A 23,982-nucleotide genomic window follows, 5' to 3' on the forward strand; every position below is an offset into this window, starting at 1 on the left:
TGCGGTCAGACGTTGAAGCTCTCGCCGCAGCCGCACTCGTTCTTGACGTTGGGGTTGTTGAACTTGAACCCCTCGTTCAGGCCTTCCTTGACGTAGTCGAGCTCGGTGCCGTCCAGGTAGGCCAGGCTTTTGGCGTCGGTGTAGATGGCCACGCCGTAGCTTTCGAAACGGACGTCTTCCGTGTTTTCGACATCGACGAACTCCAGCTTGTAAGCCATGCCGGAGCAGCCGGAGGTCTTCACGCCCAGGCGCACGCCCAGGCCCTTGCCGCGTTTGGCGAGGAAGGCGGACACATGTTGGGCGGCGCGTTCGGAAAGAGTGAGTGCCATCTGTCGCCTCCGCTTACTTGCCGTGTTTCTGCTTGTAGTCTTCCACCGCGGCCTTGATCGCGTCTTCGGCCAGGATGGAGCAATGGATTTTCACCGGCGGCAGCGCCAGCTCTTCGGCGATGGCGGTGTTCTTGATCGACAGCGCCTCGTCGAGCGACTTGCCCTTCACCCACTCGGTGACCAGCGACGAGGAGGCGATGGCGGAGCCGCAGCCGTAGGTCTTGAACTTGGCGTCTTCGATCACGCCGTCAGCGCCCACCTTGATCTGCAGCTTCATCACGTCGCCACAGGCCGGCGCGCCGACCATGCCGGTGCCGATGCTGTCGTCGCCCTTGTCAAAGGAACCGACGTTGCGCGGGTTTTCGTAGTGATCCAATACTTTTTCGCTGTATGCCATGTCTATCTCCTGCGGGCCGCGAAGGTCAGGTCGCCGCGGCCGGTAATCTGTTTGCGGCTTAGTGGGCCGCCCATTGAACGCTGTTCAGGTCCACGCCGTCCTTGTACATCTCCCACAGCGGGGACAGCTCGCGCAGCTTGCCGATCTTGGACTTCAGCAGCTCGATGGCGAAGTCGATCTCTTCCTCGGTGGTAAAGCGGCCCAGGGTGAAGCGGATGGAGCTGTGGGCCATTTCGTCGTTGCGTCCCAGCGCGCGCAGCACGTAGGACGGCTCCAGCGAGGCGGAGGTGCAGGCGGAGCCGCTGGACACGGCCAGATCCTTGATGGCCATGATCAGGCTTTCGCCCTCGACGAAGTTGAAGCTGACGTTGAGGTTGTGCGGCACGCGCTGATCAACGTCGCCGTTGATGTACACCTCTTCCATGTCCTGGATGCCGTTCCACAGGCGGTCGCGCAGCATGCGGATGCGCTCGCACTCGCTGTCCATCTCCTCGCGGGCGATGCGGAAGGCTTCGCCCATGCCGACGATCTGATGGCTGGCCAGGGTGCCGGAGCGGAAGCCGCGCTCGTGGCCGCCGCCGTGCATCTGCGCTTCCAGCCGCACGCGCGGCTTGCGGCGCACGTACAGCGCGCCGATGCCCTTCGGGCCGTAGGCCTTGTGCGCGGACAGGCTCATCAGGTCCACCTTCAGGGTGCTCAGGTCGATCTTGACCTTGCCCGGCGCCTGGGTGGCGTCGACGTGGAAAATGATGCCCTTCTCGCGGCAGATCTCGCCGAGTTGAGGGATGTCCTGGATCACGCCGATTTCATTGTTCACGTACATCACGGAGACCAGGATGGTGTCCGGACGGATGGCGGCCTTGAACGCTTCGATGTCGAGCAGGCCGTTTTCCAGCACGTCCATATAGGTCACTTCGAAGCCCTGGCGCTCCAGTTCGCGACAGGTGTCCAGCACCGCCTTGTGTTCGGTCTTGACGGTGATGATGTGCTTGCCCTTGCTCTTGTAGAACTGGGCGGCGCCCTTGATCGCCAGGTTGTCGGACTCGGTCGCGCCGGAAGTCCAGACGATTTCCTTGGGATCGGCACCGATCAGCTTGGCTACTTCTGCGCGCGCGTTCTCGACGGCCTCTTCCGCTTCCCAGCCGAAGCTGTGGCTGCGCGAGGCGGGGTTGCCGAACTTGCCGGTCAGATAGGGAATCATCTTTTCGGCGACGCGCGGGTCCACCGGGGTGGTGGCCGAGTAATCCAGATAGATCGGTAGCTTGGGCTGGCTCATTTGCATAATCTCCGCAAGATTTTTCATGCGCTCACAGGGCGCTGCCGGCAGCGGCGTGGGCGTTGCTGTCGCGTTTGTCCTGCACTACGCAGGTCTCCTTGGCTTGCTGCTCTTTGGCATGCTGCTCTTGCACCAGGCTGGCGAGGCTGACCTTGGAGAGGTAATCGAAAATGGTGACGTTGAGGTTGGTCCACAAATCGTGGGTCATGCAGCGCTGGCTGCCGCGGCAGTTTTCGCGGCCGCCGCATTGGGTGGCGTCCACCGGTTCGTCCACGGCGACGATGATGTCGGCTACGGAGATGTCGCAGATTTGCTTGGCGAGGGTGTAGCCGCCGCCGGGGCCGCGCACGCTGTCCACCAGCTCGGCTCGCCTGAGTTTGCCGAACAGCTGCTCCAGATAGGACAGCGAGATGCTTTGACGCTCGCTGATGCCGGCCAGAGTGACTGGGCCGCCTTCCTCGCGCATGGCGAGATCGAGCATCGCGGTGACGGCAAAACGTCCTTTGGTGGTGAGGCGCATGGTGTTTTGTTCCGGTTGGGTGGTTCTGCCTCCGATTATACCCAATATCCGACTAATTTAGTCAAGTATTGAGGGGGCAGACCCGCGACCGGCGTCGCAAAGTCGAGCATTTTACTCGGTTTAAACGGCGCAAGGCTATGGATTTCTTACTTTTACCTTGGTGTGATGTGTAAAATCGCTGCAATATTCCGCAAGGTCGCCCGCGAGGGCTTCGAGTGGCGGCTGACGCAACCGGCTGGGCCGAGGAAGGCCGGGTTGGCCGCCATGCTTTCGTTCCCGCACAACAGGGATAAGGACAGAAAAAAATGCATAAGGTTGTTATCAGCGGGACCGGGCTGTTCACCCCTCCCCATGCGGTCAGCAACGCCGAACTGGTGGAGGCGTTCAATGCCTACGTGCGCCGCCATAACGAGTCCCGCGCGGCCGAGATCGCCGCGGGCGAGATGGAGCCGCTGGCCGAATCCAGCGCCGAGTTCATCGAAAAAGCCTCCGGCATCAAGCAGCGCTTCCTGATGGACAAGGCCGGCGTGCTGGACCCGGAGCGGATGAAGCCCTATCTGCCGGAGCGCGGCAACGAGGAACTGTCGCTGCAGGCGGAGATGGCGGTGGCCGCCGCCCGTCAGGCGCTGGAGGCAGCCGGGCGGACTGCCGCGGATATCGACATGGTGATCGTCGCTTGCTCCAATATGCAGCGCCCCTACCCGGCGATGGCGGTGGAGGTGCAGCAGGCGCTGGGCATCGAGGGTTTCGCTTTCGACATGAACGTGGCCTGCTCGTCGGCGACGTTCGGCATCCAGACGGCCGTCAATGCTGTCGCAGTCGGCCAGGCGCGCGCGGTGCTGATGGTGAACCCGGAGATCTGTTCCGCCCACCTGAACTTCCGCGACCGCGACAGCCACTTCATCTTCGGCGACGCCTGCACCGCGGTGGTGTTGGAGCGAGCGGACGGGGCGGTTTCCGAACGCCGCTTCGAGGTGCTCGGCTGCAAGCTGGCTACGGTGTTTTCCAACAACATCCGCAACAATTTCGGCTTCCTGAACCGCTGCGACGACGCTGGCGTCGGCCAGTCGGACAAGCTGTTCGTGCAGCAAGGCCGCAAGGTGTTCAAAGAAGTGTGTCCAATGGTGGGCGAACACATTGTCGCCCATCTGGACGGCGTCGGCATCGGGCCGGACGGGGTGCGCCGCTTCTGGCTGCACCAGGCCAATCTGGCGATGAACCAGTTGATCGCCCGCCGGGTGCTGGGCCGAGACGCGGATACCGTGGAGGCGCCGGTGATTTTGGACCGTTATGCCAACACCAGCTCGGCAGGCTCCATCATCGCCTTCCATCTCCATTCGCATGATTTGCGCACGGGCGATGTGGGCGTCATTTCCTCGTTCGGAGCCGGCTATTCCGTGGGTTCCGTCATATTGCGCCGCGCGTAGTTCACTTTCCGTTTACGAATTGTCATAGGCGAATCGCGCATGAAAAGCGAGAGGGCGCTTGTCAAAAGCGCCCTCTGTGAATAATGTATCCCCCACCAGCCGAGTCCAAACATGCTCAGGCGGAATATCAGAAAAGACTAATCAGTCTGTACAAAGGAAGGGAAACATTATGCAAGCTTTCAAGAAGTTGCTGGTTGCGAGCGCGATCGCTGGGGCTTCCGTGGCGTCTCAGGCCGCTGGAACGTTGGTGTTTTGTTCGGAGGGCAGCCCGGCGGGTTTCGACCCGGGCCAGTACACCTCCGGCACCGACTTCGACGCCTCCGCTGAAACCGTGTTCAACCGCCTGGTCCAATTCCAGCGCGGCGGGACCAAGGTGATCCCGGGCTTGGCCGACAAGTGGGAAGTGTCCCCGGATGGATTGTCCTACACCTTCCATCTGCGCAAGGGCGTGAAGTTCCAGACTACCGACTATTTCAAGCCGACTCGCGATTTCAACGCCGATGACGTGGCCTTCACCTTCGACCGGATGCTCAACAAGAGCAATCCGTTCCGTAAGGCCTATCCGACCGAATTCCCCTACTTCACCGACATGGGCATGGACGAAAACATCGTCAAGGTGGAGAAGGTAGACCCATATACCGTCAAGTTCGCGCTGAAGAAGGTGGATGCCGCCTTCTTGCAGAACCTGGCGATGAGCTTCGCCTCGATCCAGTCCGCCGAATACGCGGACAAGTTGCTGAAGGAAGGCAAGCCGCAGCTGATCAATCAGCAGCCGGTGGGCACCGGCCCCTTCGTGTTCAAGCGCTATCAGAAGGACGCGCAGATCCGCTTCGCCGCCAACAAGGACTACTGGAACAAGGCTGACGGCCCGAAGGTGGACAACCTGGTGTTCGCGATCACCACCGACCCGTCGGTGCGCTACCAGAAGCTGAAGGCCGGCGAGTGCCAGATCACCACCTATCCGCGTCCGACCGACATCGCCGCGATGAAGGCCGACCCGCGGATGAATGTGATGTCCCAGGCCGGCTTCAACCTGGGCTACCTGGCCTACAACGTGAAGCACAAGCCGCTGGACAAGCTGGAAGTGCGCGAGGCGCTGGACATGGCCATCAACAAGAAGGCCATCCTGCAGGCTGTGTACCAGGGCGCTGGCCAGGCCGCGACCAACCCGATGCCGCCGACCCAGTGGTCGTACAACAAGAACCTGAAGGACGCGCCGTACGATGTGGCCAAGGCCAAGGCGTTGCTGGCCAAGGCCGGCTATCCGAACGGCTTCGACATCTCGCTGTGGGCGATGCCGGTGCAGCGTCCGTACAACCCCAACGCCAAGCTGATGGCGGAGATGATCCAGTCCGATTGGGCCAAGATCGGCGTCAAGGCCAAGATCACCTCCTACGAGTGGGGCGAGTACCTGAAGCGAGCCAAGTCCGGCGAGCATGACTCGATGCTGATCGGCTGGACCGGCGACAACGGCGATCCGGACAACTGGCTGGGCGTGCTGTTCGGCTGCGACGCGATGAACGGCAACAACTTCTCCAAGTTCTGCTACAAGCCGTTCGAAGACCTGATCCAGAAGGGCAAGACCACCACCAACGTGGCCGAGCGCACCAAGCTGTACATGAAGGCGCAGGAGATCGTGAAGCAGCAGGTGCCGATGACCACCATCGCCCACTCCACCGTCAATCAGCCTATGCTGAAGTCGGTGCAGGGCTTCAAGGTGAGTCCGTTCGGCCTGAACTCCTTCTACGGCGTCAGCGTCAAGTAAGCCTGATGTACTGCAAGGCGTAATCGTAATCGGCGGCGGGGCTGCGGCTCCGTCCGCCTGGCGTAAGTGCCGCGGCGGACCAGTCTTCCGGTAGAGAAGGCGGGCGCCTTGGCATGGCAGTGTCTGCACAGGAATAGAGAGTGAGAATAGAGGCGGGGCGTCCGCGATGATGGCGGGTTGACCTGCGTCAAGCGGAATAGGGCGGGGCGCTGGTATTGTCTTTCCTGCCGCGGCAGTGGATGCAGCTAATGCTGGTGGGTGGTTTAGTTGCCAGTCCGCTGCCCGGCACCCGATTCTCTCCTTCGCGCCTTTGGCGCGTCTTGCCGTTTTTCCCTTTCCTGTACGGATTCCTTGCACGCGATGTCTAGGTCTGAGGCCGCGCGCCGTCGCGCGCGTCCGGGAGAGGTATCCATGTTTTCATTCATTTTGCGGAGGCTGGGCCTGCTGGTGCCCACCTTCTTCGGCATCACGCTGCTGACTTTCGCGCTGATCCGCCTGATCCCCGGCGACCCGGTGGAAGTGATGGTGGGCGAGCGCACGCTCGATCCCCAAATGCATGCCGAAGCGTTGCACCGGCTGGGGCTGGACAAGCCGCTGTACGCGCAATACTTCGACTATGTCGTCAATTTGCTGCACGGCAACCTCGGCGAGTCTCTGGTGACCAAGACCAGCGTCTGGACCGAGTTCAAAACCCTGTTTCCCGCCACGCTGGAGCTGGCGCTGTCCGCGCTGCTGTTCGCCATGGTATGGGGGCTGTTGGCCGGCGTGCTGGCCGCGATCAAGCGCGGCTCGCTGTTCGATCACGGCGTGATGGGCATTTCGCTGACCGGCTTCTCGATGCCCATCTTCTGGTGGGGCCTGATCCTGATCATGTTCTTCTCGGTCAAGCTGGGCTGGACGCCGGTGTCGGGCCGGATGGACCTGATGTTCGACATTCACCCCAAGACCGGCTTCATGCTGATCGACAGCTGGTTGGCCGAAGCGGCCGATCCCGAGGGCAACGCCGGCGCGTTCAAGAGCGCGTTGAGCCACCTGATCCTGCCGTCCATCGTACTGGGAACCATTCCGCTGGCGGTGATCGCGCGGATGACGCGCTCGTCGATGCTGGAAGTGCTGCGCGAGGACTATGTGCGCACCGCGCGGGCCAAGGGCCTGTCGCCGGCGCGGGTGATCTTCATCCATACCCTGCGCAACGCGCTGATCCCGGTGCTGACCGTGATCGGCCTGCAGGTCGGCACGCTGATGGGCGGCGCGGTATTGACCGAGACCATCTTCTCCTGGCCCGGCATCGGCAAATGGCTGATCGACGCCATCGCCCGCCGCGACTACCCGGTGGTGCAGAACGGCATCCTGATGGTGGCCACGCTGGTGATCGTCACCAACTTCATCGTCGACATCCTGTACGGCATCGCCAATCCGCGCATCCGTCACGCCAAGTAAGCAGGGACGCAATATGAGCCAAAGCAATCAAACCCCGGCCGCGCAGACGGCCGACCTGGCGCTGTCCTATCCGTCTCCGCTGAAGGAGTTCTGGCAGGGCTTTTCCCACAACAAGGGCGCGGTGGCCGGCCTGGCCTTCGTGCTGTTCATCGTCGCCTGTGCGCTGCTGGCGCCCGTCATCGCGCCGTACAGCCCGATCGAGCAATACCGCGACCATATGTTGACGCCTCCCGCCTGGGAGTCAGGCGGCAGCCTGCAGTTTCTGTTCGGCACCGACGAGCTGGGCCGCGACATCCTGTCCCGGTTGATCCACGGCGCGAGGCTGTCGTTGTTCATCGGCCTGATGTCGGTGGTGATGGCGCTGGTGCCGGGCGTGGTCCTGGGGCTCCTGGCCGCATTCTTCCCCAAGGCGCTGGGCGCTTCCATCATGCGGCTGATGGACATCATGATGGCCTTGCCGTCCCTGCTCTTGGCGGTGGCCATCATGGCCATTCTGGGGCCGGGACTGATGAACGCGATGATCGCCATCGCCACCGTGTCCTTGCCGGCCTACGTGCGGCTGACGCGCGCCTCGGCGATGACCGAGCTGAACCGCGACTACGTGGTGGCCTCGCGCGTGGCCGGCGCCGGCTTGTTGCGGCTGATGTTCGTCACCGTGCTGCCCAACTGCATGGCGCCCTTGATCGTGCACGCCACCATGAGTTTTTCCTCCGCCATCCTCGAAATCGCCGCCTTGGGCTTCCTGGGCCTGGGCGTGCAGCCGCCGACCGCCGAATGGGGCACCATGCTGGCCTCGGCCCGCGACTACATCGAGAGCGCCTGGTGGGTGGTGACCCTGCCGGGTCTGACCATTCTGCTGTCGGTGCTGGCGATCAACCTGATGGGCGACGGCCTGCGCGACGCGCTGGACCCCAAGCTGAAGCGCGCCGCCTGAGGATAAGAACATGAGTCTGTTGCAAATCAAGAATCTCTCGGTCGAATTCGGCTCTGAGAAAAACCCGTTCCGCGCGGTGGAGGGACTGGAGCTGTCGGTAGATCAGGGCGAGATCGTCGGCATCGTCGGCGAGTCCGGCTCCGGCAAATCCGTCACCATGATGGCGATGATGGGCCTGCTGGAAGGGCAGGGCCGCATCGTGGCCGACGAGCTGAGCTTCGACGGCAAGGACCTGCTGACCATCTCGGCGCGCGGCCGCCGCAAGATCGTCGGCAAGGACATTTCGATGATCTTCCAGGACCCGATGACGGCGCTGAACCCCAGCTACACCGTCGGCTACCAGATCATGGAAGTGCTGAAGGTGCACCAGGGACTGCGCGGCGCGGCGCTGAAGGCGCGCGCGCTGGAGCTGATGCAGCTGGTGGAGATTCCGGCCGCCGAGTCGCGGCTCTCCGCCTATCCGCACCAGCTGTCCGGCGGCATGAGCCAGCGCGTGGCCATCGCCATGGCCATCGCCTGCAACCCCAAGCTCTTGATCGCCGACGAGCCGACCACCGCGCTGGACGTGACCATCCAGGCGCAGATCATGGAGCTGCTGGTGTCTTTGCAGAAGAGCCAGAACATGGCGCTGATCCTGATCACGCACGATCTGGCCGTGGTCGCCGAGGTGGCGCAGCGGCTGGTGGTGATGTACGCCGGCCAGGCGGCGGAGATGGGCGCGGTGCCGGAGATCTTCCGCCATCCGGCCCACCCGTACACCGAGGCGCTGTTGTCGTCGATCCCAGAGCACAGCAAGGGCGCGCGCCGTTTGTCCACGCTGCCCGGCATCGTGCCCGGCCAGTACGACCGGCCCAACGGCTGTCTGCTGTCGCCGCGCTGCCCGTACGCGCAGGACAACTGCCGCGGCCAGCGGCCTGGATTGACCGCGCACGATCATGGCGCGGTGCGTTGCCACTACCCGTTGCTGGCCAAGGAGAAGCAGCATGGCTAAGGTTTTGCAGGCGGGAGATCTGACCCGTTATTACGATGTGGCCCAGGGCCTGTTCAAGCCCAAGGCGCAGGTGAAGGCGCTGGCCGGCGTGTCGTTCGAGCTGGAGGCCGGCCGCACGCTGGCGGTGGTGGGCGAATCCGGCTGCGGCAAGAGCACGCTGGCGCGCCAGCTGACCCTGATCGAGCAGCCGACGTCCGGTTCGCTGATTCTGGACGGCCAGGACGCGGCCAAGGCCGGCGGCGCCGAGCTGAAGGCGATGCGGCGCAAGGTGCAGATGGTGTTCCAGAATCCCTATGGTTCCTTGAACCCGCGCCAGAAGATAGGCGATCAGCTGTCCGAGCCGCTGCTGATCAACACCGATCTGTCCGCCAAGGCGCGCGAGGAGAAGGTGAGGAGCATGATGTCCCGCGTCGGCCTGCGGCCGGAGCATTACTTCCGCTACCCGCACATGTTCTCCGGCGGCCAGCGCCAGCGCATCGCCATCGCCCGCGCGATGATGCTGAACCCCAAGATCGTGGTGGCGGACGAGCCGACCTCGGCGCTCGACGTGTCCATCCAGGCGCAGGTGCTGAACCTGTTCATGGATCTGCAGGAGGAGTTCAACACAGCCTATGTGTTCATCTCGCACAATCTGGCGGTGGTGGAGCACGTGGCCAACGACCTGATGGTGATGTATCTGGGCCGCGCGGTGGAGGTGGGCGACAAGAACCGGGTGTATGAGCGCCCGCTGCACCCTTATACCCAGGCTTTGCTGTCGGCGACGCCGTCCATCCATCCGGAAGACCGCCGCATCAAGATCAAGATCGAGGGCGAGCTGCCCAGTCCGCTGAATCCGCCGTCCGGCTGCGCTTTCCACAAGCGCTGTCCGCACGCCAATGAGCGCTGCAAGGCGGAAGTGCCGCAGCTGCGCGAGCTGGACAGCCGCATGGTGGCTTGCCATCGGGCGGAGGAGATCAACGGCTGAGACCAAATCGGCATCATGGGCCCGCGGCGCGCGTCGTCGCGGGCTTTTTTTGATTTCATCGCCGGATGGCCTCGTCGTACACTGGCCTACCCATCCCCGACGGAGGCTTGCCATGCATGTGTATCCGTATCTGAACTTCAACCACGGCCGCGCCGAAGAGGCGCTGAACTTCTACCGCGAGGCTTTGGGCGGCGATGTCGCGGTGCTGATGCGCTACGCCGACGCGCCCAAGGATATGCCGTCGATGGGGGGCATCGATCCCGACTGGATCATGCACGCGCGGCTGACGTTCGGCGCCAACGCGCTGATGATCTCCGATACCGACAGGCCTGCCGCGCCAAGCCAGCAGATATCCTTGTCGATCAATCTGGATGGCGATACCGCCGAGGCGGAGAGGATTTTCGCCGCCTTGAGTGTGGGCGGCCAGGTGACGGTGCCGTTGCACAAGACATTCTGGGGCGCGCTTTTTGGCTGTTTTAGTGATAAATTCGGCGTCAGCTGGATGATTAACTGTCAGTTATGACCGTTTTTTGACAGCTTGTGCGGCGTGGCAAAGTTTTGTCGCGCCGCACAAAAAATTCTTTACCACCCCTCTCTACGCAAGATACAGTCGTCATGGAAAACACCATCAAAGCCAAAGGAAAACGTCAATTGAAACGAGCCGTCTATGCCGGCAGCTTTGACCCGGTGACCAACGGCCACTTGTGGATGATACGCGAGGCGGTGGAGCTGTTCGACGAGCTGATCGTCGCCGTTGGCGTCAATCCGGACAAGCACTGCACTTTCAACGTCGAGGAGCGAGTGGCGTTGCTGCGCGAGGTGACTTCGGGATTCAGCAAGCTGCGGGTCGATGTCTTCGAAAATCAGTTTTTGGTGAACTACGCGCAGAGCGTCGGCGCCAACTACATCGTGCGCGGCATCCGCACCGCTAGCGATTACGAATACGAGCGCACGATGCGCTACATCAACTCGGATTTGCACCCCGATATCACCACGCTGTTCTTGCTGCCGCCGCGCGAATACGCGGAAGTGTCGTCGACCATGGTCAAGGGGCTGGTTGGTCCGCGCGGCTGGGAAAGCGTGATCCGCCAGTATCTGCCGGAACCGGTGTACCTGAAGATGCTGTCGATGTACTCCGAGCAATAGCATCTTATAATGCGGGTTTGAACACCGAGTCGCGCCAGCCTAGGGCTGGCGCGTTTGTTTTGCAGCTTTCGAGGATACGCCATGCAGGACGTCAGCGCCTTCACCAACCGTCTGGCCAAGAACTACAAGCATTACGCCAAGTGGGCGCGACGCCAGGGGCTGGATGCCTGGCGGGTCTACGACAAGGACGTGCCGCAGTTTCCTTTCGCCGTCGATGTTTACGGCCAGCGCGTGCATCTGCAGGAGTACGATACCGGCTGGGAGATGGACGATGACGCGTATCGCGCGTGGATAGACGCGGTTGTGGCCGCCATCGCGCAAGTGACCGGCATTCCGGCCGCCGCCGTCACGCTGAAGAACCGCCGCCGGCAGAAAGGCGTCAGCCAGTACGAAAAGGAAGGCGTGGAGGGCGAGGACTTCATCGTCGAGGAGTTCGGTCTGCGCTTCATCGTCAATCTGGAGCAGTACCTGGACACCGGCTTGTTTCTGGATCATCGCAACACTCGCAAGCAGGTGCGCGACGAGGCGGCCGGCAAGCGCTTTCTCAATCTGTTCGCCTATACCGGCAGCTTCACTGTCTATGCGGGGGCCGGCGGCGCGGTGTCGTCGGAAACGGTGGACATGTCCAATACCTATCAGGACTGGTCGCGCCGCAATTTTGAACTCAACGGCCTGGATCTCGCCAGGCACAGGCTGGTGCGCGCAGACGTGTTCCAGTACCTGGAAGAGGCGGTGGAGGCGGGCAAACAGTTCGACTTGATCGTGATGGACCCGCCCACCTTTTCCAATTCCAAGAAGATGCGCGACATCCTGGACGTGCAGCGCGACCACGTCTGGCTGATCGATTACGCGATGGCGTTGCTGGCGCCGGGCGGCTGGCTATACTTTTCCAACAACTTGCGCAGTTTCCAACTGGATGAACGGCTGCATGAGGATTATCGGATACGGGATGTCAGCGCGCAGTCGGTGCCGGATGATTTTCGCAATCGCAAGATCCATCAATGCTGGCGCATCGAGCGGCGCGGATGAGTCGAAGCGGCTGTAAATAGTTTTTACAAGAACTTTGTCGGGATTTCCTCTTTCGAACGGCTGCGCGCGTTCCGTTTGGAGTTTTGGCGTCGAGACCGGCTCCTAGGCGCCGGGCGGGCTCAATCAGGCTTGTCGGTCGGCGTCGCGGCTTGGGCGGAAAGCGCATCTTCGCTCAAAATCAAAAAAGAGGAGAACCGATGATCCAACTCGATTTCTACGGCACCCTGGTGGCGGCCTCGCTGGTCCTGCTGCTGGGGCGCAAGCTGGTGCTCCACGTCGGCGCGTTGCGCGCCTACAATATCCCCGAGCCTGTCGCCGGCGGCTTGGTGATCGCTTTGTCGCTACTGGCCTGGCGCCAATTTTCCGGCATGGAAGTGCGTTTCGACACCTCGTTGCAGGCGCCGCTGATGCTGGCCTTCTTCGCCGCCATCGGCCTTAACGCCAATCTCGCCAGCCTGAGGAAGGGCGGCAGGGCGGTTGGCGTCTTCCTCGCGGTGGTGGTGGGCCTGTTGTTGGTGCAGAACACGCTGGGCGTGGCGCTGGCCAGCCTGCTGGGCCTGGATCCGCTGATGGGCTTGTTGGCCGGCTCCATCACGCTGTCGGGCGGCCATGGCACCGGCGCGGCGTGGGCGGGCACGTTCTCATCCAAATACGGGATTGCTTCCGCCTCCGAGTTGGCCATCGCCTGCGCTACCTTCGGCTTGGTGCTGGGCGGCCTGATCGGCGGTCCGGTCGCTCGCTTCCTGGTGAAGCGGGTGCAAGCGCCTGGCGCGCAGCATAATGCCGACGATCCGCCGTTGGCTTTCGAGTTGCCGGACGCGCAACGCTTGATTACCACTCACTCCTTCATCGAAACCCTGGCGTTGATCGCTGTTTGCCTGATGGCCGGCTCCTTTATCGCCGCCGGCCTGAAAGGCACGGCGCTGGAGCTGCCGACCTTCGTTTGCGTGCTGTTTGTCGGCGTGTTGATCAGCAACAGTTTGTCGGCGCTGGGTTGGTACAAGATCTTCGAGCGCGAAGTGTCGGTATTGGGTAATGTCAGCCTGTCGCTGTTTTTGGCCATCGCGCTGATGTCGCTGCGGCTATGGGATTTGGCGGCGTTGGCGCTGCCGATATTCGTGCTGTTGTTGGCCCAAACCGCAGCCATGGCTTTGTACGCCATCTTCATCACCTTCCGGGTGATGGGGCGTAATTACGACGCCGCGGTGTTGGCTGCCGGCCATTGCGGCTTCGGCTTGGGCGCCACGCCAACCGCCATCGCCAATATGCAGGCGGTGACCGAACGCTTCGGTCCTTCGCATCTGGCTTTTCTGGTGGTGCCGATGGTGGGCGCTTTCTTCATCGATATCGTCAACGCCATCGTGATCAAGCTGTACTTGGCGCTGCCTTTCATCGGCTGACGACAGGCTATCGGCGGGATTGAAAAATACAACTGGGGCCGCTTCTTGTAATGGTCCCGGCGCGCTCATATCTTAATTCGTAACAGCCCGCGATCGGCGGGCGCATCGAATGAAAGAAGACAATCATGGCCTTTATCAATCTGAATGCCGATAACTTCAACGCCAATATGAAAGAGGAAGGCCTCGTCATCCTGGATTTCTGGGCGCCGTGGTGCGGTCCCTGCAAGATGTTCGGCCCAGTGTTCGAGGCGGCTTCGCAAAAGCACGCGGACATCGTGTTCGGCAAAATCGATACCGAGTCCGAGCGTGATTTGGCCGCTCATTTCAACATCCGCTCCATTCCCACGTTGATCGCGGTCAAGGACGGCATCATGGTGTTCAATCAGGCCGGCGCGATGATGGGCGCTCAGTTCGAGCAACTGATCCAGAGCCTGCGCGATCTGGACATGGACAAGGTAAGGGCCGAAATCGCCAGCCAGCAGGAATGACAGGCGACGGGCATCCGTTTTCGCGATGTGAGACGATAGGGCAATGCATGGGCGCATTGCCCTATTCTTATATGAAGCGAGCGCCGAACCATCTGCCGGTTTGGCTAGGAGGATGCGATGAAACGCTGGGGAGTCGTATTGATGTTGTGGGGGCAGGCCGTGCTGGCCGCTTGTCCCGCTTTGCTGAACCATACCGTGCCGGGGCTGATGGGCGGGCAGATCAACCTGTGCCAGTATGCCGACCGGCCGCTGCTGGTGGTGAACACCGCCAGCCATTGCGGCTTCACGCCGCAGTTCACCCAGTTGGAGTCTTTATATAAGCAGTACGGTCCGCGCGGACTGATGGTGGTGGGTTTTCCCAGCAATGACTTCCTGCAGGAGCTGGACAGCAACAGCGAGATCGGCGCCTTCTGCCAGGCCAATTACGGCGTGACCTTCCCGATGGCGGGTAAGGGGCATGTCAGGGGTTCGGATGCCCAGCCGGTGTTCAAGGACTTGATCGCCGCCACCGACGACGCGCCGATGTGGAACTTCCACAAGTATCTGGTCTTGCCCGACGCCGGCAAGGTGATCAGCATCGGCACCCGCACCAAACCGGACGCGCCGGAGGTGGTCAACGCCTTTTTGCCGTATTTGCAGCCGGAAACGCAGGCTGCGGCCAAGCCATAGCAGGGCCGCAGCCTTGTCGAAGCGCCGCTTTCAAGCGGCGTTTTGCGTTTTCATGAATATCCCTTTCGGCCGCTTTTCTTGCAAATCAATGCCTTGCGTGGGCGGGTCGAAGAAAGTTCGTTTTTTCTCGCAAAAGGTGTTGACGGGTTCGGGGCCCGGGCGTATAGTTCGCCTCCTCAGCTGACGCAGCGAACGAAACAGCGGAAACGAAACGGTTCTCCGGTGTGACGAAAGCAGCGAAGGCACTGCTCTTTAACAGAACGAATAACCGATAGGTGTAAGTGCTTGGCGAAAGCCGACACTTGCACTGCAAGAGACAAGAGATACTTGTTTATTTCTTTGAACTTGCGTGCCAGAAAATTTGCTTGAGATTGAACTGAAGAGTTTGATCCTGGCTCAGATTGAACGCTGGCGGCATGCTTTACACATGCAAGTCGAACGGCAGCACGGGAGCTTGCTCCTGGTGGCGAGTGGCGAACGGGTGAGTAATGCATCGGAATGTACCGTGTAATGGGGGATAGCTCGGCGAAAGCCGGATTAATACCGCATACGCCCTGAGGGGGAAAGCGGGGGATCGAAAGACCTCGCGTTATACGAGCAGCCGATGTCTGATTAGCTAGTTGGTGGGGTAAGAGCCCACCAAGGCGACGATCAGTAGCGGGTCTGAGAGGATGATCCGCCACACTGGGACTGAGACACGGCCCAGACTCCTACGGGAGGCAGCAGTGGGGAATTTTGGACAATGGGCGCAAGCCTGATCCAGCCATGCCGCGTGTCTGAAGAAGGCCTTCGGGTTGTAAAGGACTTTTGTCAGGGAGGAAATCCCGCTGGTTAATACCTGGCGGGGATGACAGTACCTGAAGAATAAGCACCGGCTAACTACGTGCCAGCAGCCGCGGTAATACGTAGGGTGCAAGCGTTAATCGGAATTACTGGGCGTAAAGCGTGCGCAGGCGGTTGTGCAAGTCTGATGTGAAAGCCCCGGGCTCAACCTGGGAACGGCATTGGAGACTGCACGACTAGAGTGCGTCAGAGGGGGGTAGAATTCCACGTGTAGCAGTGAAATGCGTAGAGATGTGGAGGAATACCGATGGCGAAGGCAGCCCCCTGGGATGACACTGACGCTCATGCACGAAAGCGTGGGGAGCAAACAGGATTAGATACCCTGGTAGTCCACGCCCTAAACGATGTCAACTAGCTGTTGGGGGTTTGAATCCTTGGTAGCGTAGCTAACGCGTGAAGTTGACCGCCTGGGGAGTACGGCCGCAAGGTTAAAACTCAAAGGAATTGACGGGGACCCGCACAAGCGGTGGATGATGTGGATTAATTCGATGCAACGCGAAAAACCTTACCTGCTCTTGACATGTACGGAACTTGGTAGAGATATCTTGGTGCCCGAAAGGGAGCCGTAACACAGGTGCTGCATGGCTGTCGTCAGCTCGTGTCGTGAGATGTTGGGTTAAGTCCCGCAACGAGCGCAACCCTTGTCATTAGTTGCCATCATTAAGTTGGGCACTCTAATGAGACTGCCGGTGACAAACCGGAGGAAGGTGGGGATGACGTCAAGTCCTCATGGCCCTTATGAGCAGGGCTTCACACGTCATACAATGGTCGGTACAGAGGGTTGCCAAGCCGCGAGGTGGAGCTAATCTCAGAAAACCGATCGTAGTCCGGATCGCACTCTGCAACTCGAGTGCGTGAAGTCGGAATCGCTAGTAATCGCAGATCAGCATGCTGCGGTGAATACGTTCCCGGGTCTTGTACACACCGCCCGTCACACCATGGGAGTGAGTTTCACCAGAAGTGGGTAGGCTAACCGTAAGGAGGCCGCTTACCACGGTGGGATTCATGACTGGGGTGAAGTCGTAACAAGGTAGCCGTAGGGGAACCTGCGGCTGGATCACCTCCTTTCTAGAGAATGGCGATTGCCAAGTACTTACAGCCTATCGGTTATTCAAGTTAAGGGCATTTTCGATGAAAATCGGCGCAGCTCTGCGTTGAAAGCTTCCTCGTGTACTCGATGTACACGTCGTCAGCTTTCGCCTGGATCTGCTGGATTTTGATCGAAAAGGATGTGGTATCAAACGACTACTGGGTTTGTAGCTCAGCTGGTTAGAGCACTGTGTTGATAACGCAGGGGTCGTAGGTTCGAGTCCTACCAGACCCACCAGTATTTTTTGGGTCAGGCAAGGCGCGAAGGAGCGGCATGTGCTTATGCACATGAGCGACTGAGCAACGCAGCATCACCCAAAAAGAGGGGGATTAGCTCAGTTGGGAGAGCACCTGCTTTGCAAGCAGGGGGTCGTCGGTTCGATCCCGTCATCCTCCACCATCGCAAACAAAATCGAATTCGGAAGAGTTGGATTCTGTTTGCGTTGTATAAACGCCCGATCTTTAACAAACTGAAGAAGCCGAATATATAAAGACGGCGAGACAAACGACATGGAGTTAATTCTGCATGTTGAATGAATCGTCATCTTGGGTATTTGATTGTATCTAAGGCTGCGTCGCCATATCAAAAGGGGCGGTGCAGTCGTCGCACAAACACTCTCTGTTGTTGCGGTAATTTAGGTTACTGAAATGATAGGGTCAAGCGACTAAGTGCATCTGGTGGATGCCTTGGCGATCATAGGCGATGAAGGACGTGTAAGCCTGCGAAAAGCGCGGGGGAGCTGGCAATAGAGCTTTGATCCCGCGATGTCCGAATGGGGAAACCCCTCCGCAAGGAGATCCCTGACTGAATCCATAGGTCAGAGGAGGCGAACTCAGCGAACTGAAACATCTAAGTAGCTGAAGGAAAAGAAATCAACCGAGATTCCGTAAGTAGTGGCGAGCGAACGCGGAACAGCCTGACTGTGTTATGAGTTGCGTTAGTGGAAGGTTCATGGAAAGGACCGCCATAGTGGGTGATAGCCCCGTACACGAAAACGCATCGCAAGAACTAGGCAGTCGACAAGTAGGGCGGGACACGAGAAATCCTGTCTGAAGATGGGGGGACCATCCTCCAAGGCTAAATACTCATGATCGACCGATAGTGAACCAGTACCGTGAGGGAAAGGCGAAAAGAACCCCGGGAGGGGAGTGAAATAGAACCTGAAACCGGATGCATACAAACAGTGGGAGCGGACTTGTTCCGTGACTGCGTACCTTTTGTATAATGGGTCAGCGACTTACGTTCAGTAGCAAGCTTAACCGAATAGGGGAGGCGTAGGGAAACCGAGTCCGAATAGGGCGCTTTAGTTGCTGGGCGTAGACCCGAAACCGAGTGATCTATCCATGGCCAGGATGAAGGTGCGGTAACACGCACTGGAGGTCCGAACCCACTAGTGTTGCAAAACTAGGGGATGAGCTGTGGATAGGGGTGAAAGGCTAAACAAACTCGGAGATAGCTGGTTCTCCCCGAAAACTATTTAGGTAGTGCGTCAAGTATCACTTCCGGGGGTAAAGCACTGTTATGGCTAGGGGGTCATTGCGATTTACCAAACCATGGCAAACTCTGAATACCGGAAAGTGCGAGCTTGGCAGACAGACAGTGGGTGCTAACGTCCATTGTCAAGAGGGAAACAACCCAGACCGCCAGCTAAGGTCCCAAATGATCAGTTAAGTGGTAAACGAAGTGGGAAGGCCTAGACAGCCAGGATGTTGGCTTAGAAGCAGCCATCATTTAAAGAAAGCGTAATAGCTCACTGGTCGAGTCGTCCTGCGCGGAAGATGTAACGGGGCTCAAACTGATAACCGAAGCTGCGGATGCACAGTTTACTGTGCGTGGTAGGGGAGCGTTCTGTAGGTCTGTGAAGGTGTCTCGTAAGGGATGCTGGAGATATCAGAAGTGCGAATGCTGACATGAGTAGCGATAAAGCGGGTGAAAAGCCCGCTCGCCGAAAGCCCAAGGTTTCCTACGCAACGTTCATCGGCGTAGGGTGAGTCGGCCCCTAAGGCGAGGCTGAAAAGCGTAGTCGATGGGAAACGGGTTAAAATTCCCGTACTTTTGTGTAGTGCGATGTGGGGACGGAGAAGGTTAGGTCATCAGACTGTTGGAATAGTCTGTTTAAGCCGGTAGGCGTGAAGGGTAGGCAAATCCGCTCTTCTTTAACGCCGAGAAGTGATGACGAGGGTCTACGGACCTGAAGTGACTGATACCACGCTTCCAGGAAAAGCCACTAAGCTTCAGCTACACAAGAACCGTACCGCAAACCGACACAGGTGGGCAGGATGAGAATTCTAAGGCGCTTGAGAGAACTCAGGAGAAGGAACTCGGCAAATTGATACCGTAACTTCGGGAGAAGGTATGCCTGTTGAGGTGTAGTCCCTTGCGGATGAAGCTTTGACAGGTCGCAGAGAATCGGTGGCTGCGACTGTTTAACAAAAACACAGCACTGTGCCAACACGAAAGTGGACGTATACGGTGTGACGCCTGCCCGGTGCCGGAAGGTTAAGTGATGGGGTGCAAGCTCTTGATCGAAGCCCCGGTAAACGGCGGCCGTAACTATAACGGTCCTAAGGTAGCGAAATTCCTTGTCGGGTAAGTTCCGACCCGCACGAATGGCGTAACGATGGCCACACTGTCTCCTCCTGAGACTCAGCGAAGTTGAAGTGTTTGTGAAGATGCAATCTCCCCGCTGCTAGACGGAAAGACCCCGTGAACCTTTACTGTAGCTTTGCATTGGACTTTGAACAGACTTGTGTAGGATAGGTGGGAGGCTTTGAAGCCAGGACGCTAGTTCTGGTGGAGCCGTCCTTGAAATACCACCCTGGTGTGTTTGAGGTTCTAACCTTGGTCCGTGATCCGGATTGGGGACAGTGCATGGTAGGCAGTTTGACTGGGGCGGTCTCCTCCCAAAGTGTAACGGAGGAGTTCGAAGGTTACCTAGGTACGGTCGGAAATCGTGCTGATAGTGCAATGGCAAAAGGTAGCTTAACTGCGAGACCGACAAGTCGAGCAGGTGCGAAAGCAGGACATAGTGATCCGGTGGTTCTGAATGGAAGGGCCATCGCTCAACGGATAAAAGGTACTCCGGGGATAACAGGCTGATACCGCCCAAGAGTTCACATCGACGGCGGTGTTTGGCACCTCGATGTCGGCTCATCACATCCTGGGGCTGTAGCCGGTCCCAAGGGTATGGCTGTTCGCCATTTAAAGTGGTACGTGAGCTGGGTTCAAAACGTCGTGAGACAGTTTGGTCCCTATCTGCAGTGGGCGTTGGAAGTTTGACGGGGGCTGCTCCTAGTACGAGAGGACCGGAGTGGACGAACCTCTGGTGTACCGGTTGTGACGCCAGTCGCATTGCCGGGTAGCTAAGTTCGGAAGAGATAACCGCTGAAAGCATCTAAGCGGGAAACTTGCCTGAAGATGAGACTTCCCTGGAGGCTTGACCTCCCTGAAGAGTCGTTCGAGACCAGGACGTTGATAGGTCGGGTGTGGAAGCGCTGTGAGGCGTGAAGCTAACCGATACTAATTGCTCGTGAGGCTTGATCCTATCATTTGAGTGACTTAGAGAACTAAGTGACGAAGATAGAGTGTGTGCGACACGATCAGATACCGAATATTCAGAATCAGAGAACATCTCTGGTTCAGGCTTCTTTCAGTTTGTGCCAGTTTATGTCTGGTGGCCATAGCGAGATGGTCCCACGCCTTCCCATCCCGAACAGGACCGTGAAACATCTTAGCGCCGATGATAGTGTGGCATTCGCCATGTGAAAGTAGGACACCGCCAGACGCCTCATACACAAGCCCAGCTCTATCGAGCTGGGCTTTGTGCTTTGCGGCCCCGGCTCAATGAGCCGGGGCCGCAAAGCTTCCGGTTTTATGGCTGCGTGGATACTTATTCGGCGGGGAAGGTGATGATGAAGCTGGCGCCTTGCCTCGTTTCGCTTTCCAGTCGGACCTGGCCCTTCAGTATCACGTGGACGATGTTGTGGACCAAGGCGAGGCCGAGTCCCACTCCGCCCTGGCCCATGCGGGTAGTGAAGAAGGGGTCGAATACCTTGCTCTGAAGCTCGCCGTCTATTCCCTTGCCGTCATCGCTGTAGCGCAGCTCGATATTGTGCTGCGCCCGTTGCATGGATAGCCGGATAGCCGGATCATTCCCTGGTTGCGCCCATCGAAGCCATGGGCCAGAGAGTTGGCGACCAGGTGGGAGACCAACTGTTCCAGCGCGCTGGGATAGTTTTCCAGCACCAGTTCCTGTGGTATCTGCAGCTCGATGCGAATGCCGAGGTGGTGCTCCGGCGGCAGCAGCGTTTGCAGCAATTTGGCCATGATCTTGGCGGGGTGAAAGCTGCGCCGCGGCTGGTCTAGTTGGTCTACCGCAATCTGCTTGAAGCGGCTGATCAGATCTCCTGCTTGCGCGCTATTCCTTTGCAGCAATTCGCAGCTTTCCGCCGTTTTTTCCAGAAATTCCTGCAATGTTTTACGCGAAAGCTGCTTGTCGGCATCGGCCTTGACGATGCCGGTGACGTCGGCTTGGATTTGTGACGAGCACAGCAGGATATTGCCGATAGGGGTGTTCAGCTCGTGAGCCATGCCGGCCACCATGCGGGCCAGAGCCGCTTGCTTCTCGGCGCTGCTGATCTGCTGCATCGCCTTTTTCAATTCGGCAGTACGGGTGGCGACCCGCTCTTCCAGGTGGCTGTTCAGCAGCTGTAATTCTTCTTCTGCTTGTTTGCGCTCGCTGATGTCCGAGTAGGTGCCTATCATCCGTAGCGGCTGGCCTTGCGCGTCGCAGCTGACCACCATGCCGCGGCCCAGCAGCCAGACCCAGTCCTCGCCTTTGAGAAAACGGTGCTCGGTGACGAAGGAGCCTTGTGGTTGGCGCAGATGGCTGGCGAGGTCCGCCAGCACGGTGGGGAGATCGTCGGGATGGATGCCGGTTTGCCATAGCTTGAAGCCGGCGATTTCGGCTGCCCGGGAGAGGCCAAGCAGCTGCCGGCAGCGTGGGGAAAAGAAGATGTCGCCGCTGGCGATGTCCCAATCCCAGACGCCGTCGCCGGCGCCCTCTAGCGCGAAGTGCCAGCGCTCCTCGCTTTCCCTGAGCGCTTGCAAAGCCTTCTGTTCGCCTGCGCGCAGCAGATCGAATTCGCGCCGAACCCGCTCGGCTTCTTCGGCGCGCAGCGCGGCGTCCTCCTGCGCGCGGGCCTTGTCGTTGTATATCTGGCGCAAATCGCGCTCCACCATGGAGCGGAACTGCGCCAGCAACTCGCGGTAGGTGGGATTGTAGGGGTTTTCTTCGCGGTCCAGCACGCAGATGGTGCCGAACACGTCCTGATTGGGCCAGATCAGCGGCATGCCCATGTAGGAGATCATGCCCAGCTTGATGTCGGGATTGCTGTCCCAGCCTGGGTCGGCGAGCGCATTGGGCACGATGAGCTCGCCGCGGCGGGCCATGACCGTTTCGCAGTAGAGGCCTGTGCCCAGGTCGGCCATCTCCTCCTCCTCGTAGGGATTGCCGTCGCTGTTGCTGGACAGGAATACCTTGATTTGCGGCGGCTGCGCCCGCATGATCAGCGCCGCCGGAATGCTGACCATGCTAGCCAGCAGGTCCAGCACCTCCTGCCACTTCTCGGCGTAATCGTGGCCAACCGCCAGGTTGCGGGTCTCCACTTTGACGGTTGCTCGCATCGCGCTCTCCATGCCGGCCGAGACTTACCGCCTAATGATAGCCGATGGCGGCAAAAAGCCCCGCGTTAGGCGGGGCTGGAGACCGTGGAGGGCGACGCCGTTAGAGCATCAGATTGAGCATGCGGTCTATTCTCACCCGGCTCAGGCGGGTAAGCAGCTTCTTGATCCGTTCCGGGTAGGCGCGCATGTCTTCCAATTGGCGGTAGTGGCTTAGCTGAGAGGTGTGACGCAGTATGCTTTGCCGTTCGGCCTCGCCTTGGGCGCGCAGCTCGCCGCGCGGGTCCCGCAACAGCAGCGCGTTTTCCAGGTCCAGGCGAAAGGCGCGCGGGTTCAGGTTGTTGCCGGTCAGCAGAATAAGGCGGTCGTCGCTCCAGATGCCTTTCAGATGATAGGTATTGTCGCCGTCCTTCCACAGGTGGATGCGCAGCTGTTCCCGGCTCAAGTATTGGCGCTGGCGTTTGGCGAAGCGCCGCAGATTCACTTCGTACAGATAGGGCAGGGCGCCGATCACGCGGAAGGGTTGTTCGGGCGGGATGTAAAAATCGTTGGCGGTTTTATCGCCGACTACGATGTCTATCTCCACGCCGCGGCGCAGCGCGCGGTTGATTTCCAGCACTACCGCGCGCGGAAAATTGAAATAAGGCGTGCAGATGAACAGGCGGCGCTCGGCGCTGGCGATCACATCCAGGATTGCGCGGTTGAGCCGGTTGCCTTTGCCGATGCCGACCACCGGGCAGACCGCCAATTCGTCCTGAGAAGCGAGGCGGGGCGCGTCGGGACGATATTGGCTGTGGGACAGCTTGTCGCGGAACTGGCGGATTTCCTTGCGTATGCTGCGGGTGGATGGCGTGGGTTTGTCCAGGCGGAATACTGCCGGGTCGTTGAAGAACTGCTCGGCCATGAAGCCGGCCATCGCGTCGGCCAGCTCCGGACTGCGGAGCAGGTGGTAGCGGTCAAAGCGGTATTTGTCGAGCTTGTGCAGGTAGACGTTGTTGAGGCTGGCGCCGCTGTAGAACACGGTGTCGTCGACGACGAAGCCTTTCAGGTGCAGCACGCCGAACAGCTCGCGGGTCTGCACCGGGACGCCGTAGATCGGGATATCCAGTTCGCGGCGGGCGGCTTCGGCGCGGTACCAGCTGGCATTGCATAAGGATTGATCCTCGCCGATGCGGCCGCGCTGGGCGCGATGCCAGTCCACCATGATGCGGATGTCCAGTTGAGGTTGGCGCTGCTTGGCCTGGTACAGGGCATCCAGCACTTCCTGACCCGCTTCCTCGTTCTCCAGATACAGCGCGCAGATGTAGACGCGACGCGTGGCGGCCGTTATCGCCTCCAGCAGCCGCAGGCGGAAATCAGCGGTCTGCAGCAGGGTGGTGAAGTCCTCCGGCTTCAGCGGGAGCCAGGGAAGACGCGACAGCGTGGGGCGGTTGAGCAGGAGTGCCATGAATGCGAGGTGGAATGACGTTCAATCGGCGAATCGTAGCATCGTTTGGCCTGTTTGGGGGAGTGGCCGCCCGGCCATGGTGACCTGAGTCAAGCAGTATTTCCTTGGGACGGGGGGCGGCGCGTGGCAAGGCGGGCCGAAATGT

At 59.7% G+C, this 23,982-nt stretch carries 19 protein-coding genes, 2 tRNA genes and 3 rRNA genes; 17 read left to right on the top strand and 7 right to left on the bottom strand.

All coding sequences use genetic code 11. From position 1 onward, the window contains the following. Nucleotides 1-5 precede the first annotated feature (5 nt). From iscA to iscR, 4 genes are read right to left on the bottom strand one after another with little or no spacing between them, the layout of a single operon-like run. A complete protein-coding gene (gene iscA / locus DK842_RS12990) occupies nucleotides 6-329 on the bottom strand; it encodes an iron-sulfur cluster assembly protein IscA (protein WP_114061817.1) in 324 nt (107 codons plus the stop codon). 13 nt (nucleotides 330-342) lie between these two features. Continuing rightward, nucleotides 343-726: a Fe-S cluster assembly scaffold IscU gene (iscU, locus tag DK842_RS12995; RefSeq protein ID WP_043628269.1), complete on the bottom strand. Its 384-nt coding sequence runs from the start codon at nucleotides 724-726 to the stop codon at nucleotides 343-345. A gap of 58 nt (nucleotides 727-784) precedes the next feature. Continuing rightward, a complete protein-coding gene (locus DK842_RS13000) occupies nucleotides 785-2,002 on the bottom strand; it encodes an IscS subfamily cysteine desulfurase (RefSeq protein WP_114063733.1) in 1,218 nt (405 codons plus the stop codon). 31 nt (nucleotides 2,003-2,033) lie between these two features. Continuing rightward, nucleotides 2,034-2,522, bottom strand: a complete 489-nt coding sequence (gene iscR, locus DK842_RS13005) for a Fe-S cluster assembly transcriptional regulator IscR (RefSeq protein ID WP_114061818.1) — start codon at nucleotides 2,520-2,522, stop codon at nucleotides 2,034-2,036. Nucleotides 2,523-2,827: 305 nt separating this feature from the next. Here iscR and DK842_RS13010 point away from each other — a divergent pair, with 305 nt between their 5' ends. From DK842_RS13010 to rrf, 17 genes are all read left to right on the top strand, one after another. Next, nucleotides 2,828-3,949: a beta-ketoacyl-ACP synthase III gene (locus DK842_RS13010; RefSeq protein ID WP_114061819.1), complete on the top strand. Its 1,122-nt coding sequence runs from the start codon at nucleotides 2,828-2,830 to the stop codon at nucleotides 3,947-3,949. 169 nt (nucleotides 3,950-4,118) lie between these two features. Beyond that, nucleotides 4,119-5,714: an ABC transporter substrate-binding protein gene (locus tag DK842_RS13015; protein ID WP_114061820.1), complete on the top strand. Its 1,596-nt coding sequence runs from the start codon at nucleotides 4,119-4,121 to the stop codon at nucleotides 5,712-5,714. Nucleotides 5,715-6,125: 411 nt separating this feature from the next. Then, on the top strand, nucleotides 6,126-7,154 hold the full coding sequence (locus tag DK842_RS13020) for an ABC transporter permease subunit (RefSeq protein WP_114061821.1): 1,029 nt from the start codon (nucleotides 6,126-6,128) through the stop codon (nucleotides 7,152-7,154). 13 nt (nucleotides 7,155-7,167) lie between these two features. After that, nucleotides 7,168-8,088 (top strand): ABC transporter permease subunit, encoded by a 921-nt coding sequence (locus tag DK842_RS13025; protein WP_114061822.1) that lies wholly within the window; start codon nucleotides 7,168-7,170, stop codon nucleotides 8,086-8,088. Between the two features lie 10 nt (nucleotides 8,089-8,098). Continuing rightward, a complete protein-coding gene (locus tag DK842_RS13030; RefSeq protein WP_114061823.1) occupies nucleotides 8,099-9,079 on the top strand; it encodes an ABC transporter ATP-binding protein in 981 nt (326 codons plus the stop codon). Further along, entirely contained in the window at nucleotides 9,072-10,043 is a 972-nt protein-coding gene (locus tag DK842_RS13035; protein ID WP_114061824.1) for a peptide ABC transporter ATP-binding protein, read from the top strand. The genes DK842_RS13030 and DK842_RS13035 overlap by 8 nt, the downstream gene beginning before the upstream one ends. A gap of 112 nt (nucleotides 10,044-10,155) precedes the next feature. Continuing rightward, complete coding sequence (locus tag DK842_RS13040; protein ID WP_114061825.1) at nucleotides 10,156-10,566, top strand: VOC family protein; 411 nt, start codon at nucleotides 10,156-10,158, stop codon at nucleotides 10,564-10,566. A gap of 92 nt (nucleotides 10,567-10,658) precedes the next feature. Further along, nucleotides 10,659-11,189 carry a pantetheine-phosphate adenylyltransferase gene (gene coaD, locus DK842_RS13045; protein ID WP_114061826.1) on the top strand — a complete coding sequence of 177 codons (531 nt, stop codon included), beginning with the start codon at nucleotides 10,659-10,661 and terminating at the stop codon, nucleotides 11,187-11,189. An 81-nt stretch (nucleotides 11,190-11,270) separates the two neighbouring features. Beyond that, complete coding sequence (locus DK842_RS13050) at nucleotides 11,271-12,218, top strand: class I SAM-dependent methyltransferase (RefSeq protein WP_114061827.1); 948 nt, start codon at nucleotides 11,271-11,273, stop codon at nucleotides 12,216-12,218. Between the two features lie 197 nt (nucleotides 12,219-12,415). Further along, complete coding sequence (gene gltS, locus DK842_RS13055) at nucleotides 12,416-13,618, top strand: sodium/glutamate symporter (protein ID WP_114061828.1); 1,203 nt, start codon at nucleotides 12,416-12,418, stop codon at nucleotides 13,616-13,618. A 125-nt stretch (nucleotides 13,619-13,743) separates the two neighbouring features. Then, nucleotides 13,744-14,106, top strand: coding sequence for a thioredoxin (gene trxA, locus DK842_RS13060; RefSeq protein WP_114061829.1), 363 nt, complete (start codon nucleotides 13,744-13,746; stop codon nucleotides 14,104-14,106). Nucleotides 14,107-14,223: 117 nt separating this feature from the next. After that, entirely contained in the window at nucleotides 14,224-14,775 is a 552-nt protein-coding gene (locus DK842_RS13065) for a glutathione peroxidase (protein ID WP_114061830.1), read from the top strand. Nucleotides 14,776-15,148: 373 nt separating this feature from the next. Beyond that, nucleotides 15,149-16,686: ribosomal RNA gene (locus DK842_RS13070) — 16S ribosomal RNA — on the top strand. Between the two features lie 182 nt (nucleotides 16,687-16,868). After that, nucleotides 16,869-16,945: transfer RNA gene (locus DK842_RS13075), tRNA-Ile, on the top strand. 86 nt (nucleotides 16,946-17,031) lie between these two features. Next, a tRNA-Ala gene (locus tag DK842_RS13080) sits at nucleotides 17,032-17,107 on the top strand. A gap of 255 nt (nucleotides 17,108-17,362) precedes the next feature. Then, a 23S ribosomal RNA gene (locus DK842_RS13085) occupies nucleotides 17,363-20,252 on the top strand. 125 nt (nucleotides 20,253-20,377) lie between these two features. Continuing rightward, nucleotides 20,378-20,492, top strand: a 5S ribosomal RNA gene (gene rrf, locus DK842_RS13090). The 16S, 23S and 5S rRNA genes sit together here with 2 tRNA genes alongside, the layout of an rRNA operon. A 105-nt stretch (nucleotides 20,493-20,597) precedes the next feature. Here rrf and DK842_RS13095 read toward each other — a convergent pair. The 3 genes from DK842_RS13095 to pssA form a co-directional block, all read right to left on the bottom strand. Next, nucleotides 20,598-20,837: an ATP-binding protein gene (locus tag DK842_RS13095; RefSeq protein ID WP_114061831.1), complete on the bottom strand. Its 240-nt coding sequence runs from the start codon at nucleotides 20,835-20,837 to the stop codon at nucleotides 20,598-20,600. After that, nucleotides 20,780-22,393: a PAS domain-containing protein gene (locus tag DK842_RS13100; RefSeq protein WP_168194882.1), complete on the bottom strand. Its 1,614-nt coding sequence runs from the start codon at nucleotides 22,391-22,393 to the stop codon at nucleotides 20,780-20,782. Before DK842_RS13100 ends, DK842_RS13095 begins: the two co-directional genes overlap by 58 nt. Before the next feature lie 100 nt (nucleotides 22,394-22,493). After that, nucleotides 22,494-23,837 carry a CDP-diacylglycerol--serine O-phosphatidyltransferase gene (pssA, locus tag DK842_RS13105; RefSeq protein WP_114061833.1) on the bottom strand — a complete coding sequence of 448 codons (1,344 nt, stop codon included), beginning with the start codon at nucleotides 23,835-23,837 and terminating at the stop codon, nucleotides 22,494-22,496. Nucleotides 23,838-23,982: the final 145 nt, after the last annotated feature.

Source organism: Chromobacterium phragmitis (assembly GCF_003325475.1).
GTDB lineage: Bacteria > Pseudomonadota > Gammaproteobacteria > Burkholderiales > Chromobacteriaceae > Chromobacterium > Chromobacterium phragmitis.